Source organism: Campylobacter troglodytis (assembly GCF_006864425.1).
GTDB lineage: Bacteria > Campylobacterota > Campylobacteria > Campylobacterales > Campylobacteraceae > Campylobacter_D > Campylobacter_D troglodytis.
Genome location: NZ_QHLI01000001.1, coordinates 55,509 through 70,194, shown reverse-complemented (window position 1 = coordinate 70,194; position 14,686 = coordinate 55,509). Strand labels below are relative to the sequence as shown.

Sequence of the window (14,686 nt, the reverse complement as noted above, 5' to 3'; positions counted from 1 at the left end):
ACGGCAAGGGAATTTTTCTATTTACACTTAAAGAAAACTGAATTTCGATCTAAGATCAAGCTTAAAAACGAAAATTTGTATAAAATTTTGTTAAAATGGCTTAGGAAAAATCCTAGATCATTTTAGCTAAAAGTATCAATCGCTAGATACTTTGAATGGGCTTTTATCTTAATTAAACATATTGTAATTAAATAACTGTATAATCAAAGTTTAACTTTAAGCAAGGACTTGTTTTGTGAGTGCTTATTCCACCTCTAAGAAGCTTATTGACAATGTTAAAAATTTCCTTGACATTAAGCCTTATACTCCTTGGCAAAAAATCGATGAAAATACCATTTTTTACGGCTGGGGCAAACAAGTATCTGGGCTAAGGGCTAAAAATTTAGCCAAAAAGCACAAGGCAAAATGTGTTCTCTTAGAAGATGGCTTTCTTAGATCCCTAAACCTTGGCATAGAAAAAAGCCCAAGTTTTAGTTTAATAGAAGATGAGGTTGGGATTTATTATGATGCCTTTCATAGCTCAAAGCTTGAAAATTTGCTAAACAGCTATGATTTCACAAAAAATGATCAGCTTTTAAAAGAGGCAAAAAAAGCCATAAAACTTCTTAAAAAATACGAGTTAAGCAAATACAATAACGGCTTAAAAATAAGCAATGACTTTTTTAAAGACAAGAACAAAAGAATTCTAATCATAACCCAAAGTGCCAACGATGCCTCCTTAAAACACGGTTTAATCAAGCAATATGAAACCCTAGATCTCATAAATGATGCCATAAAGGAAAATGAAGGAGCAAGTATTTATCTAAAAATTCACCCAGATGTTTTAACGGGCAAGAAAAAAGGCGATTTTGATCCAAAATGCTTGCCTAAAAAGATCAAAATAATAGATCAAAATTACAGTCCTATGAGCTTATTAAAGCATTTTGACAAGGTTTATACAAAGACCTCTGGTATGGGCTTTGAGGCACTGTTATGTGGCTGTGAGTGCGTTTGTTATGGGCTTCCCTTTTATGCTGGCTGGGGGGTAACGATAGATAAGGTAAAATGTGAAAGAAGGCTTAAAAAAAGAAGCATTGAGGAGATCTTTGCTTGTGCTTATTTGCTTTATACAAGATATTTTAATCCCTACTTGGCTAGAAAAAGCGATCTTTTTGATAGCATAAATACCCTTTATAAGTATAAAAAGATCGAAGAGATGAACTCAAAAAATTTATATTTTCTAGGCTTTAGTTTGTGGAAAAGAAGCCTGATAAAGCCCTTTTTTAAGGCTAATAAAAATAAGCTAGTTTTTTTAAGTGAGCCTAAAAACTTGCTTGAATTTAAGCTTCATAAGGATGATAAAATTTTTATTTGGGGAACTAGCTTTTCAAAAGAGCAAATTTATGACTTTGTCAGCAAGGATATAGGGGTATTTTTTGTAGAAGATGGCTTTGTTCGCTCTGTGTCTTTAGGATCTGATCTTACAAGGGCTTATTCTTTGGTAGTTGATAGCAGAGGGCTTTTTGTTGATCCAAGTAAGCAAAGTGATTTAGAGTTTATCTTAGAGCATCATCACTTTGATGAGGGCCTACTTTTAAGGGCAAAAGCACTAAGAGAAAGGCTAATTAAACACAAGCTTTCAAAATACAACAACGCAAGGCATCTTGCAGTTAAAACAAATAAAAAAGACATTCAAAGGCTCATTTTAATTGCAGCTCAGGTTGAAGATGATGCCTCTGTGCTCTTAGGAGGACTTGGCTTAGATACGAAAAAATTAATAGAACAAGTTCGCAAGGAAAACGAAGATGCCTACTTGCTTTTTAAGCCCCATCCTGATGTTTTAAGTGGAAACAGAAAGGGTTTAAAGGATGAAAAGATTATCTTGGAATTTTGTGATGAGATTATAACAGATGCTAGCATACACAGCTGCCTTGAAATAGCAGATGAGGTTCACACCATAAGCTCAACTGTTGGCTTTGAGGCACTTTTGAGGCAAAAAAAGGTGGTTGTGTATGGGCTTCCCTTTTATGCTGGCTGGGGGCTTAGCGAGGATAAGCAAAGTTGTGAAAGAAGAACTAAAAAACTTAGCCTTGATGAGCTTGTAGCTGGGGTTTTAATACTTTATCCAAGATATATTAGCGCTAAGACAAAGTGCCTTTGCGAGATAGAGCCTTGCTTAGATTCCTTGCTTTATTTACAAGAGCTTTATTTTACAAACAAGCTTGTTAAGGCTTTAAGTGATCTAAGAAATCTTAGCCTTAGAAAGCTCAGAAGAATATATGAGGGCTTTAAATGAGGCTTGAAGAAAAGATTAAGGAATTTAAGGACAAAAATGTGCTTTTGCTTCAAGGTCCTGTGGGTCCTTTTTTTTACCGTTTTGCAAAAGCCTTAAAAAAGCAAAATGCCAAGGTCTTTAAGCTAAATTTCAACGGAGGAGATAAGCTTTTTTATCCTTTTGGCTATGATACTTACAGAGGCAATTTTAGATCTTTTAGGCATTTTTTAAAAAGCTACTGTTTGGCTAAAAATATAGACTGTATAGTATGCTACAATGACTGTCGTCCCTTGCATGTCTTAGCCATAAAAATTGCTAAAAGGCTTAATGTGCAAGTTTATGTCTTTGAGGAGGGCTATCTTCGTCCAAATTTCATAACCCTTGAAAAAGACGGAGTAAATGCCAACTCAAGACTAAGCAAAGACAAAAACTTTTATTTAAATTTAAAACCAAGTAAGCCAGTTGAAGAAAATATCAAAAACTCCTTTGCTTTAATGTGCTTTTATGGGTATTTATACTGGCTTTTTGCCTTTTTACTAGCTCCTTTTTACAACAACAAGCTTCATCACAGAAGCCTCAATCCTTTTGAATTCGTCTTTTGGCTTAGATCCTTATATAGAAACTATCTTTATAAGATAACTCAAAAAAAGATCTTACAAAACTTAGAAGGCTTGGAGTATTTCATAGGCATATTGCAAGTTCATAATGACACGCAAATTACCAAGCATTACGAGGGCAAAAGTATTGAATGCTTTATCAAAGACACAGTTTCTTGCTTTGCTAAAAATGCAAGCTCAAAACACTGCTTAATCTTTAAGCATCATCCTATGGATAGAGGCTACAAAAATTATTCTAAGCTCATAAAAGAGTTAGAAAAAAAGCACAGTCTTGAAGGTAGGCTTTTTTATATAGACAGTTGCAACCTACCCTTATTTTTACAAAAAGCTTATGGCTGTGTGCTAATAAACTCAACAGTAGGGCTATCAGCCTTATATCATAACTGCCCTATAAAATGTCTAGGCAAGGCCTTTTATGATATAGAGGGTTTAAGCTATCAAAAAAGCCTTGATCTTTTTTTCAAAGAAGCAAGGCTTTTTAAGCCAGATCAAAAACTATTTACAAATTTTAGAGCCTATTTAATCCATACAAATCAGATCAACTGTAGCTTTTATACCAAATTCAATGCTTTTTAAAAACTGTTTTGTCGCATTAAGCTATTTAAACTATCTAGCAGGGCTGTTAAGTAAAGCCAGATCAAAAAGATCTCAAAAAAAGGTTCTTAAATAAACCGCACCCTTTTTATTAAAACAAAAACTATTTGTTGAAACAAAAATATCTTTGTCAAAACAAAAACTCTTACTCTTTAGCCCAAATAACCTAGTTGGCAAAGAAAATTTATTTAAAAAAATTTAAATTTTTTTAAATTCAAGCTACTTAAATTCACAAAAGATCTTTAAACAGTATTCTTATAAACAAGATAAATTTAACTGTGTAAAAAACAAAACTTTTAAGAAGTTTAAATTCACAAGCTTAGTCTTAAAAATCATCACTGTAAAAAGATTTTAAATTCAAACCACAGACTTATGCTTTTTGGCTATCTTTTTAAGCTTCCTAGCTAGGCTAAAATACCTTGTAAAAAAAGGCTTTTTACAAGCCTTTAAATAAGCCTTGCCTAGCTTATAAGCAAGGTGATTTTTTGCCCTTAAAGCTTGCATATAGTCCTTATACTGATATAAATTCTGCCTTTTCGTTTTAACTAGCTTCTTTTTAGCCCTAGATAAAATGAGAGGCAAAAGAAGTCTTTGAATTTTATGTTTTGAATGTTTAATGATTAGCTCGCCTAAGATATAAGCAGGATCGTTTTTGATTAAAGCCAAGGCTCCTTCTTGTTTTGATCTGCTATTTAAAAAGGCAAGGCATTCCTCTTCTAAGCCTCTTTGCTTGATAAAATCCTCAATATCCTTTAAATTTCTTTCCAAGAAGCTTTCTTCTTGAAAGCTCTTAGTTTCTTCATACTGCCTTATGATCTCCTTATAAAGCTTGAAATCAGGTATTAAAAAAGCACAGTTCTTTGCCTCACAGCTTAAAGCTTTGCTTAAATTCAAACCTCTCTTAAACAAAAACAAAGAAATAAGATCTGTATAAGCTAACTCGTCCTCTTCTTTTTTAACTGTTTTTATGATGGTTTCCTCATCTATGATAAATTGTTCACCCAGATCATAAAAGGCATTTAAAGTACTTATCTTGAAATTTAACTCTTTATCCTTGTTTTTAAGCTCTAAATTTGAAGAAGCCAAACTCAATTTATAATCTTGCTTTTTATCCTCATTCCAGCTGTGAATTCCAAGTAGCTCATAGCCCTCATATCCCTTTAAAGAAAGGCTTTTGGCACTGTCTAGCCTAAACACTTCTTCATTAAAAACAGAATTGCTTTGTCTTAGAGATCTTAAATTCAAAGGCACAAAGAGCTTAAAGCTGTGAGAATGCTTAGTTATTTTGTGAGCCTTAAAATTTGCAAGGTTTCTTACAATGTTTTCTCCCAAAAGCTGCATAGCCCTAGGAAGTGGATGAGCACCAAAGAGCTCAGTTAGGCTTTCTAGCTTGTTTTCTTTAAAATAAAGATCTAAATCCACAAAATTAAAGCCGTAGCTGTTGATATTTTTTCTATGACAGTTATTTATATGCTCATTAAAGAACTCATTTGAGGGCAGGATCAGCACAAGCACCCTTGCCTTAAAACTAGCTAAAACCTCATAAAAAAGATCTATGTTTTTACAAACTATGTCTAAGCTTAAAGACTTACAGGCTGCTAGATCATTAACATTTGATTCACTTACTATAAGCCCTACTTCTTCAATTAGCCCTTTGTGCCTAATAAGCTCATAAAGATTTTGCAAAGAGCTAGTATTTCCAAGAGCAAGGCTTAAAAAATCCTCAGTTCTTGCTAAGCCCTTTTTAAGCCCTTGTTTTAAGACACTGTTACTACCACCAATTAAGATTATTTTCAAAGCCTTCTCCTTGTGCTATTATAATAATTTTTGTTTAAAATTCAGCCTCAAAGTTTTTATTAAGGCTTTAAAGGCTAGTTTTACTTATAACCAACAAACTTGTGAATTTTTAAGAATAAGGGCTTAAAATTTGTAAGCATTTATAAAATTAATTTATAATTAATTTATCTTTAAACGAGGATGAAAATTGACAAGGGATGTTTTCTACATAGCAGGCTATGATCCTAGGGGATTTAGATTTTATTATTCCATCTTTAAAAAAAATCTCCTTTTACATAGCAAGGATGAGGAATTTAAGCTTTCAAAGAGCTTTTATGAGCATCCAAGGGCTTTTTGGACTGTTGAAAGCAAGGCTTGCAAAAGCACCTATCATTTTCTAAGCTGGAACGACATAGTAAGGCAAAATTGGCATACTAGCCTTTTTTCTGTTTTAAGAGACTGTTTGATCTTCTTTAAGGCTTATCTTTTAACAGGGCTTTTTATTAAATTTGCAAAAAAATATAAGATCTCTTTAATAGCTGGTTTTTACCCTTTTTTTTATGTGATCTTTTCTTATTTTTTGGTGCTTTTGGGAATTTTTTTGCTTTTTTATCATTTAAGCTTTTTTCTTGCCCTTTTTTCATCCTTGCTTTTTTTCTATCTTGCAACAAGGCTAATCTTTAAGATAGGCAACAAGCTTGCTGTTTTTTGGCTTTGCCGAATTTATATCTTTGCCTATCTTCACTCAAAGGATCAAATTGCAAATTTAAATGAAAGGATAAAGCAGTTTACAACCTTAATCCTAGCAAAGCTAGAAGAAAATAAGGACAAAAAAGATTACGAGCTTATAATCTGCTCTCACAGCGTAGGCACCATACTTGCCATAAGCGTCATAGCAGCTTGCTTAAAAGAGGATATTAACAAAGCTTCTTTGAAAATTTTAAGCCTTGGAGAGTGCATTCCTATGCTAAGCTATCAAAAAGAAGGCTTTAAATTCAAAGAAGACTTAAATTTCCTAGCAAAACAGGATCTAATATGGTTTGATTTTAGCTCAAAGATAGACGGTGCTTGTTTTTACAAATTTAATTTCTTTAATCAAGACACAAAGACAAGGTTCTTATCTGCACAGTTTCATAAAATCTACACCCCCAAAAGCTACAAAATGCTTAAAAGAAACAAATACAAGGCACATTTTTTGTATATAATGAAGCCCGAACTCAAAGGCATTTATGATTTTTTCAATTTCACTGTTTCTGCAAATTTTCTTGAAAATAAGATCCCAAAAGGCACAAAATGAGTGAGTGCCCCTTTCGCCCAAAGGCTTACAAAAACAAGGCTTCAAATCTTATCACCTTTTTGTTTAAGCGCCGTTCTTGGCTGGATGGGCTTTATGAAAAAAGTTACAGTATGCAAATGGGTAGGGTTAAGATGCCTGGCTTTGATCTCTTTGTGGTTAATGATCCAAAAGAGGTTAAACGCATTATGGTTGATGAGGTTAGGGAATTTCCAAAAAGTGAGCTTTTGCACCGTTTATTAGAGCCACTGTTAGGAAATAGCATCTTTACTACAAACGGTGAGGTATGGAGCAAACAAAGAGAGCTTTTGCGTCCTAGCTTTGAGATGACAAGAATTCACAAGGTCTTTGAGCTTATGAAGGGTGCTTGTGATGATATGATGAAAAGATTTGAGCACAAGGAGGGGGAGTTTATTAATATTGACGAGGATATGAGCTTTGTAACTGCTGATGTGATCTTTCGCACCATAATGAGCGAGAAGCTAGATGAGCAAAAAGGCAAACAAATTTTACAAGACTTTGCCATTTTTCAAGAAAAAACCATAAAAATAGCCCTGCAAGAGATGTTTTGCTTTCCAAAATGGCTTTCAAAGCTCTTGGGCGAAAAAGACCGTTTAAGAGCAGGAGAAAACATCAGAGCTGTTTTAACAGACATTATCAAGCCTCGTTATGAGGAAGAAAGCAAGGGCTTAGCGGGAAATAAGGTTGATATACTTGCTTCATTGTTAAAAGTTGTAGATGCTGATACCAATGAAAGATTTTCTTTTAAAGAAATTTTAGATCAAATCTCAATGCTCTTCTTAGCAGGGCATGAAACCACTGCTAGTTCTCTTACTTGGAGCCTTTATTTGCTTTCTCTTAATCCAAAATGGCAAGACAAGGTTTATGAGGAGTTAAAAGACGTTATGCAAGAAGAGGAATTAAAGATTTCTCATATTAAGAAATTCAAGCTTTTAAACAATGTCTTTAAAGAGGCTTTAAGGCTTTATCCTCCTGTTGGCTTTTTTCCAAGAACGGCAAATAAGGACACAAAGATAAGAGATAGGCTCATTAAAAAAGACTCAGGACTGGTGGTGGCTCCTTGGCTTATACATAGGCATTTGAAATTTTGGCAAAAGCCTGATGAGTTTGATCCTTCAAGATTTGATGAGGCTAATACAAAGGGAATTTATATGCCCTTTGGTATGGGTGAGAGGGTTTGCATAGGACAGGGCTTTGCAATGCAAGAAGCTATGATAGTTTTAAGTAGTATTTTGATGAAGTATAAATTAAAATTAAAAGAAAATTTTACCCCAGATGTAGTTGGACGTTTGACCGTTCGCTCATTAAATGGTATGCGTATTAGTTTGATTAAGAGGTGAGAATTGAAAGAAAGACTTGTTGGAACGATTTTGCTTTGTTTTTTAGTACCTATGTTAATCATAGGCTATATTTTTATAGTGGTTGTTGGACTTTTTATCTCGGTAGCAAGGGTTAGGCACGGAGTGAGGGCGATGGATCATTTTGTCAATGCCACGCTTTTTAATGGCTATGCTTGGGAGAGCCTTTCCTCTCACGCTTGGAGGGATAGGCATAAATGGTGGGCGAAGATTGTGGTTAAAGTTACTGATTCTTTTCAAAAAAATCACTGCCAAAGGGCAAACAAAAGAGAACAGCCCATAGTTGATTTGATGCTTCAAAAAGGACTTGACAAGCAAAGTATATGGTAGCTTTAAAATTTAAGCTTTTTGTAACTTTATCCCTTGCCTTTTAACAAAGTTGATAAAACACTCACAGTAAAAATTTTTTTTCATTTTTATACGCATTTAAGCATAGCTTAAGGGGGGGGCTTATAATAAGATAAAAATTTTAAGGACACAAAGATGAGGGTATTTTTCACCGCCTTTTTAGTTTGGCGATTGATACTTTTAGCTAAAATTACATAGGATTTTTCCTAATCAATTTTAACAAAATTTTATACAAATTTTCATTTTTAACTTTAACATTATATCTAAATTCAGTTTCCTTTAAGTGCAAATAGAAAAATTCCCTTTTAATGCCGTGAAACTGACTTAATCTAGCCTTTGCAAAGACCCAGAAATTCACAATTTTGTTAATGTGGCTTCGTCCCTTTGCAAACTCATTTTTAGAGTGTTTCACTCGGTAATGTTCCTTTGCACCGAAATCAACCAAGCCATCATAAGCTTTGAAGCTGTCGCTGTAAATTGTGGCATTTAGGGCATCAGCAAAGTCATTTATGATAGACAATAGCTCTTTGGCAGAGCAATGCTTAACCACTTGTGTATAAACACAGCCATTTCGCTTTAACATTCCAAATACAGACGTTTTCTTGCCAGCCCCACGCCCACGCTTTCCACGAACTCTTTTAGCTCCAAAATAACTCTCACCCTCTTCGATTTCACCGCTGAGATTTTTTCGCACTCTTTGGCTATCAAAAGCTTGCTGCACTATTCTATTAACACAAGGGCGAGAAACCTTGCATAAAATGGCAATTTTGCTCACACAAATGTCAGCACAAAAACACTCTAAAATCTGCCTAAATTTTCGCTCCGAAATGTAGGGCAAAAATATATACTTGTTTAACATCGATTTTACCAACCTTTCAGCCGTAATTATATCAGCTAAAAGTATCAATCGCCAAAATTTAAGAGAAAATCCTGTTAAGTTCGATTGAGCCTTAACGAATTTAGCCTTGCATTTTAAATGTCTTTACTGTGAGATTTTGTTTTTAATCTAAGCTTTTTTTCAAAAAGATATTATTTTGTTATTTTTAGGTTTTTGTGGTAAAGAGATTTAAAAATTCACAGTTTTGCGTGAATTTTTTGTTAAGTTATGGAATTTTCTTGTAAAAAATACTTCTTTTTTTAGAATGATAAATGTGATATTTTGTCCAAGATTAACAGTTTTTAGCGAGGTTTCTAATACAACAAGATAAATTCCAAGAATTTTATCCTTGTTTTCTTAGGCTAAGCTCACAAAGAATTTGAGTTAAATCCTCCTTTGTTTGTTTATCAAACCACTTCACCACATAAGAAATCTTTGCCTTGCTTTCTAGAATGTAGCCTTTTTTAGCAAAAATTTTTTCTCTAAAACTCTGTGAGAGCGAAGCTATGGCTTTATTTTGATAGTAAAGATTTATATATGTTTTATCCTTAGCTTCTTTAATCCGCACCTCGCAATACTCCCCAGCCTTAAACACTACGCCCATTCTTTGCAAAGAATTTATATTATCTTGGATAGATTTTATGAAATTTCTATCCTTATCTTTTGCAAAGGTATCGCTTAAAATTAGATCTTTTAGGCTCATTATAAGGCTGATCTTATTTGCCTTGTCATCTTTTTTATCATAAATTAAAGCCTCATTAAAATACTCTTTTAAAGGGGACAAAAAATCGTTTTTACTATGCACAAAAAGCCTTTCTTTTGCCCTTGTAAAAGCCACATACAAAAGCCTTCTTTCACTAGGCTTGTGAAATTCAAAGCTCTCATTTAAGCCCACAAAAACATTATCAAATTCCTTGCCCTTTGCCTTGTGCATAGTGCTAATAATTAAGGTGTTTTTAAAATTTTCCAAACTTTCAAAGCTTAATTCCTCCAAAAAACTTTCAAAATCACTTGCCAAAAACCTCTCATCCCTTTCATAACGAAGCTGTTCTTTTTCAAAAAGCTCTATCACTGCTTCAAAGATTTCTAAATTCAAAGAGTTCTTGTATCTTTCTTTGATCCTAAGCCTTGCCTCATTTTGATCTGTCCCATCCTTTAATAAGCTCACATACTCAAAAAGCTCTATTAAATTCTTAAGCTCAAAGCCCTCTTTTTCCAAAATAAGCCTCGCTCTTATGCCTAGTTTTTGAAATTCATAAGCAAGGGCTAGGACCTCATCATTGCTTCTTACAAGCACTGCTACGCTCTTTCTTGCCTTTTGATTTATAAATTCACTAGCCTTACTAGCTAAATGAGAAAGCGAAAATTCTAAGCTATGCCTTGTAAAAGATATAAAGCCAGCTTGCTTATTGTTAGGATTTACCCTTAGATCTTCGCCCTTTAAGCCCTCCTTTAAAAATGCCCTTCTATAAGCGTTATTAAAGGCTATAAGCTCTTTATTGCTTCTATAATTTGTCATTAAAGAATAAGAAGCAAATTTATCAATGCCAAAAAGCCTATCCTCGCCTTGCTTGACATTTGGCGTAAAGTCTTTTTCAAAGTCTTTTAAAAATTTTATATCAGCTCCGTTAAAATCATTTATTAGCTGATCATCATCTCCTACAGCAATGATCTGCTTTTTGCCCGACATATTCTCATAAATTGCCTTGATAAATTCATAACACTGTGAATTTATATCTTGGTATTCATCAAGCATAAGGGTGTCTATGTAGGGAAGTGAAAGCTCATTGTTTTTCAAATCACTTGTAGCAAGTTCGATTGCATCTTTTAACTCCTCTTCCTTATTTACCTTTACACCTCTTAAGTGCAAGGCAAAGGCGTGAAAGGTCATTATTCTCACATTTAAAGCCAAAGCCCCTAAAAGCTTATAAAGTCTTTCTTTAAATTCACGCACTGCTACCTTTGAGTGAGCTAGCATTAAAAAATTCTCGCTTTTTTTGTTTTCAGCTGTTAGTAAATATGCGATTTTATGCACCAAGGTTCTTGTTTTGCCACTGCCCGGACCTGCTAGTATCATTATGGCTTTGTTTTTATCATCTTTTAGAATTTTTTCTTGTTCCAAATTTAAATCCTTAATGATCCTAGCTAGCAAGTCCTTGCTGATAGGATTTTTAACTGCTTCTTTGTCTATATTATAATGTTTAAAAAATTCGCTTTGAGGCAGGATAAAATAATCTTTCATAAAGCCCATAGCATAGTCTTTGTTCTTTGTTAAAAAGCTGTTTAAAAAGGCTTGCAAGATATGAGCATTTATTATCCTTTGTGTTTGGTATTTTTTTAAGCTAGCCTTATAGTCCTTGCTACTATATGAGGTGTCCTCTTTGTTTGTGAATTCTAAACATTCTTTTTGATGATAAATGAGCCTACCACCTGTGATCTCAAAGTCTTTTTCCAAAAGCTCGTCCATATTTTTAAGCAAAAAGGCAAAGCTTTTTTGGCTGAATTTTTCCTTCTCGTTTATTAGCTCATAAAGTTCCTTGCTAGGCAAAAAGAGCTCTTGTTCCTTGTCTAAAATTTCGTTCTTTGGCATATATTTTTCTTTAATTATTTCAAGCATCAAAGTAAAAATTCTTTCCCTTACTTCTATGATCTTTTTAAGCTTATCAAGCTCATTAAAGCCTTCAAACACACATAGATCTTGCTTAAAATACACCATTAATTGCTTTTGAGTAAATTGAAGCAGCCTCTTCCAAGAATTTATGATGAATTTTAGAGTATAAAGTGGATTTGCCTTTGTATCAAGCTTGAATTTTTTAAGCTCCTCATCATTAAAAAGCCTTAAATCAACCCTTCTTCCTTCTTTAATATCATCCTTAACAAGCTCAAAAAAGCCCATTTCAAAGCTTAAAAACTCACGCATCTTCTTTTGAGCCTTTTTTATATTTATAAGCACCCTTATATCATTTTCCTTTGAAATTAACTCGTTTTGACTTAGAAGCTCTAATGCTTTGATTAAATCCCTCTCATTAACCCCTCCTACTAGATCGCTTAACTCATCAAGGCTTACCGTGCTTTCTTGCTTGCTTTTTTGAATGATATTTTGCATTATTAAGATCATAAGCTTATAAAGCCTTAAAAAGTTTTTTTCGCCCTCGTTTAACTCATAAGTTTTGGCTTCTAGCCTTTCTTTTTGAGGATCAAGGACGGTTCTAGCCTGTGCCATTTTATCTTGTCTTAGCTTAAAAGCACTTGCATAAATTTTCGTAGATACCCTTTTTCTTTGTAAAAGCCCTGCCTTTTCAAGCTCTAAGAGTGCTGTTTTTATTAAAGCTTGCTCAAATTCCTCCTCGCTTTTGCCCATTTTTTTGTGTAGTTGTTTTAATGATATAAGCAAGGGATTTTTCTTTCTTGTGTTGTATTCGTTTTTCAGCACAGCCGCTAGTTTTTGTATCTCGCCAAGGTCTAAATTACTTCTTCTTAAATGGGCAAAATTCTTATCTATATCATTTTTATCATACAAAATATAGCATTTTGCTTGATATTTTTTATCCCTTGCACCTCGTCCTGATTCTTGAATATAAGATTCTAAGCTATCTGAAAGCTCATAATGTATGATAGTGGTAATGTTTGGCTTGTCAATGCCCATACCAAATGCCGTTGTAGCAATGATAATATCGATCTTATCAGCTATAAAATCTTGCAAAATTTCACCTTTACTGCGTTTATCCTTGCGTTTATCCTCATCAAGCCTTGAAATATCATCATCAAGCCTCGCATAAAAGGCTTCTATCTTCCAAGAAAGACTGTATTCTAGGCATTTTTCTCTTAACAAATCACGCAGTTCTTTACATTTTCTTGCATTTTGTGGGATGTAAATGATGGTTGGGTTTTTATTATGCTTATTTTCACCCTCATATATATCAAATAAGATATTAAAAAGCTTATCTTTTTTGTCCTTTTCATCTATCACCTCAATAAGCTCGTAAATAAGCTCTTTCCTCTCAGTAGCTGCTACAAATTCTTTTAAATCTAGATTTAATGGAGCCTGATCTGGTTCTTTGGGTTCTTGCTTAAAATAAGCCTTTATATCCTCAATCACCTCAGGCTTTGCTGTGGCTGTGAAACAAGAAACAGGGATCTTAGCTTGATGAGGGCTTTGTTCTAAGTCTTTTATCGTTTGGGCTATGAAATGGTAATCTTGCCTAAAATTATGCCCCCACATAGAAAAGCAGTGTGCCTCATCAATGACAAATCTTTCAATGTAGCGGCGTTGTAAGGCTTTGAAAATGGCATTTGAGCGAAGAGATTCTGGGGATAGATACAAGATACTTATACTCCCATCAAGTAATTTTTCGTAATTTTCAGCCCTTTGCATAGGATCTAAAAAGCCACTGAGTGCTTCAACTGTGAAGTTTTGATTTTTTAGCTTAAAGCTATCGATGTGATTTTTCATAAGAGCTTGCAGGGGCGAAATTACAACCGTTAGCCCCTTATACTGTCTAGCACTAATTAAAGCTGGCATTTGAAAGCTAAAGGTTTTACCACCTCCTGTTGGCAAGATAGCCAAAAAGGATTCGCCCTTTAAGGCACTTTCAATTAGATCTTTTTGAGAAAACTCATCTTTTATGATGAGTGTGTCTTTGTGTGTCATAAGATTAAGTTGCTCTTCTTGTATTTTAGGCTTTTGCAAGGCTTTAAAAGAGCGAAATTCAAAAATACCAAATTCATTCTTGGCAAAGTCCTTTAAATTTTCTTGCTTCTTTGTAAGGGCTTTTAAAATCCTAGTAACAGTGCTGTGATTTTTTAGTATGTAGGGCGAAAAGTATTTAGAATCTTGACTAAAAATACGCATAAAAGATAAGACAAGGGCTAGTTCAACACGAGAGCTTAAAAAGGATTCAATATGATTAAAACTAAGCTTAAACTCATCTTGTAAAGCTGTTTCAAAATCTTTGTTTATAGGACTTTGTTTATAAAGAAAAAAACCTTTAAATTTTTCATCATCTTTTAGTAAAAATTCAAAAATTACTTGTAAATTTAAGGGCAGTTTATCAAAGATCTCATTCAAATGATAAAAAAGTGCCCTTGAGCTTTTAGCATCTTCAAGGGGTGAATTTTCAGGGCTTTCTCTTTGAATTTCTCTTTTGTAGGGCTTATCAAGCTTGTGTTTTGTTTTATCAGGGGCTAAAAGCAAGGATAAATAAAGCGTATCAATGATGGGGATATTTTGCAAAATTGTGTTAAAAGAGGTCTTTTCAAGATATTTTTTGTCAAAATTCACAAAATTATGTCCGCAGATAAAAGCTATCTTGTTTTTGTCAAAGATTTCTTTTAAATTTAAAAGGCTAAGCCCTTCATAGCAAAGCTCATCAAACAACAAGCCTATGTTTTCGATTTTACCACTTATCGTGCTAATTTCAGTGTCTAAAAAGGCTATTTTTGCATTATCTTGCATACAAATCCTTCTCATTTAAGGATAAATTATAGCTTAAATTTTGTTTAATGTTTTTACACCTAGTTTTGTTAAAATAAGCTTTTTTTAAGCTA

General features: G+C 33.6%; 8 protein-coding genes. 5 read left to right on the top strand and 3 right to left on the bottom strand.

The window, feature by feature from the left end; all coding sequences use genetic code 11:
* Positions 1–235 precede the first annotated feature (235 nt).
* A complete protein-coding gene (locus DMC01_RS00320; RefSeq protein ID WP_142692317.1) occupies positions 236–2,275 on the top strand; it encodes a capsular polysaccharide biosynthesis protein in 2,040 nt (679 codons plus the stop codon).
* Complete coding sequence (gene kpsS / locus DMC01_RS00315) at positions 2,272–3,447, top strand: capsule polysaccharide modification protein KpsS (RefSeq protein WP_142692316.1); 1,176 nt, start codon at positions 2,272–2,274, stop codon at positions 3,445–3,447. Before DMC01_RS00320 ends, kpsS begins: the two co-directional genes overlap by 4 nt.
* A 375-nt stretch (positions 3,448–3,822) precedes the next feature.
* Here the strand turns inward: kpsS and DMC01_RS12955 are convergent, their stop codons facing one another.
* Positions 3,823–5,262: a hypothetical protein gene (locus DMC01_RS12955; RefSeq protein ID WP_185908537.1), complete on the bottom strand. Its 1,440-nt coding sequence runs from the start codon at positions 5,260–5,262 to the stop codon at positions 3,823–3,825.
* A 187-nt stretch (positions 5,263–5,449) separates the two neighbouring features.
* Between DMC01_RS12955 and DMC01_RS00305 the strand changes: the two genes are divergently transcribed.
* From DMC01_RS00305 to DMC01_RS00295, 3 genes are read left to right on the top strand one after another with little or no spacing between them, the layout of a single operon-like run.
* Complete coding sequence (locus DMC01_RS00305; RefSeq protein WP_142692315.1) at positions 5,450–6,538, top strand: DUF829 domain-containing protein; 1,089 nt, start codon at positions 5,450–5,452, stop codon at positions 6,536–6,538.
* Positions 6,535–7,896: a cytochrome P450 gene (locus tag DMC01_RS00300; protein ID WP_142692314.1), complete on the top strand. Its 1,362-nt coding sequence runs from the start codon at positions 6,535–6,537 to the stop codon at positions 7,894–7,896. The genes DMC01_RS00305 and DMC01_RS00300 overlap by 4 nt, the downstream gene beginning before the upstream one ends.
* A 51-nt stretch (positions 7,897–7,947) precedes the next feature.
* Positions 7,948–8,244 carry a hypothetical protein gene (locus tag DMC01_RS00295; RefSeq protein WP_246058916.1) on the top strand — a complete coding sequence of 99 codons (297 nt, stop codon included), beginning with the start codon at positions 7,948–7,950 and terminating at the stop codon, positions 8,242–8,244.
* A 208-nt stretch (positions 8,245–8,452) separates the two neighbouring features.
* On the opposite strand, the gene DMC01_RS00290 is transcribed toward DMC01_RS00295, so the two are convergent.
* Together DMC01_RS00290 and DMC01_RS00285 are read right to left on the bottom strand one after the other, a co-directional pair.
* Complete coding sequence (locus tag DMC01_RS00290; RefSeq protein WP_142692350.1) at positions 8,453–9,121, bottom strand: IS1595 family transposase; 669 nt, start codon at positions 9,119–9,121, stop codon at positions 8,453–8,455.
* Positions 9,122–9,482: 361 nt separating this feature from the next.
* Positions 9,483–14,594, bottom strand: a complete 5,112-nt coding sequence (locus tag DMC01_RS00285; protein ID WP_185908535.1) for a DEAD/DEAH box helicase — start codon at positions 14,592–14,594, stop codon at positions 9,483–9,485.
* Between the last annotated feature and the right edge of the window lie 92 nt (positions 14,595–14,686).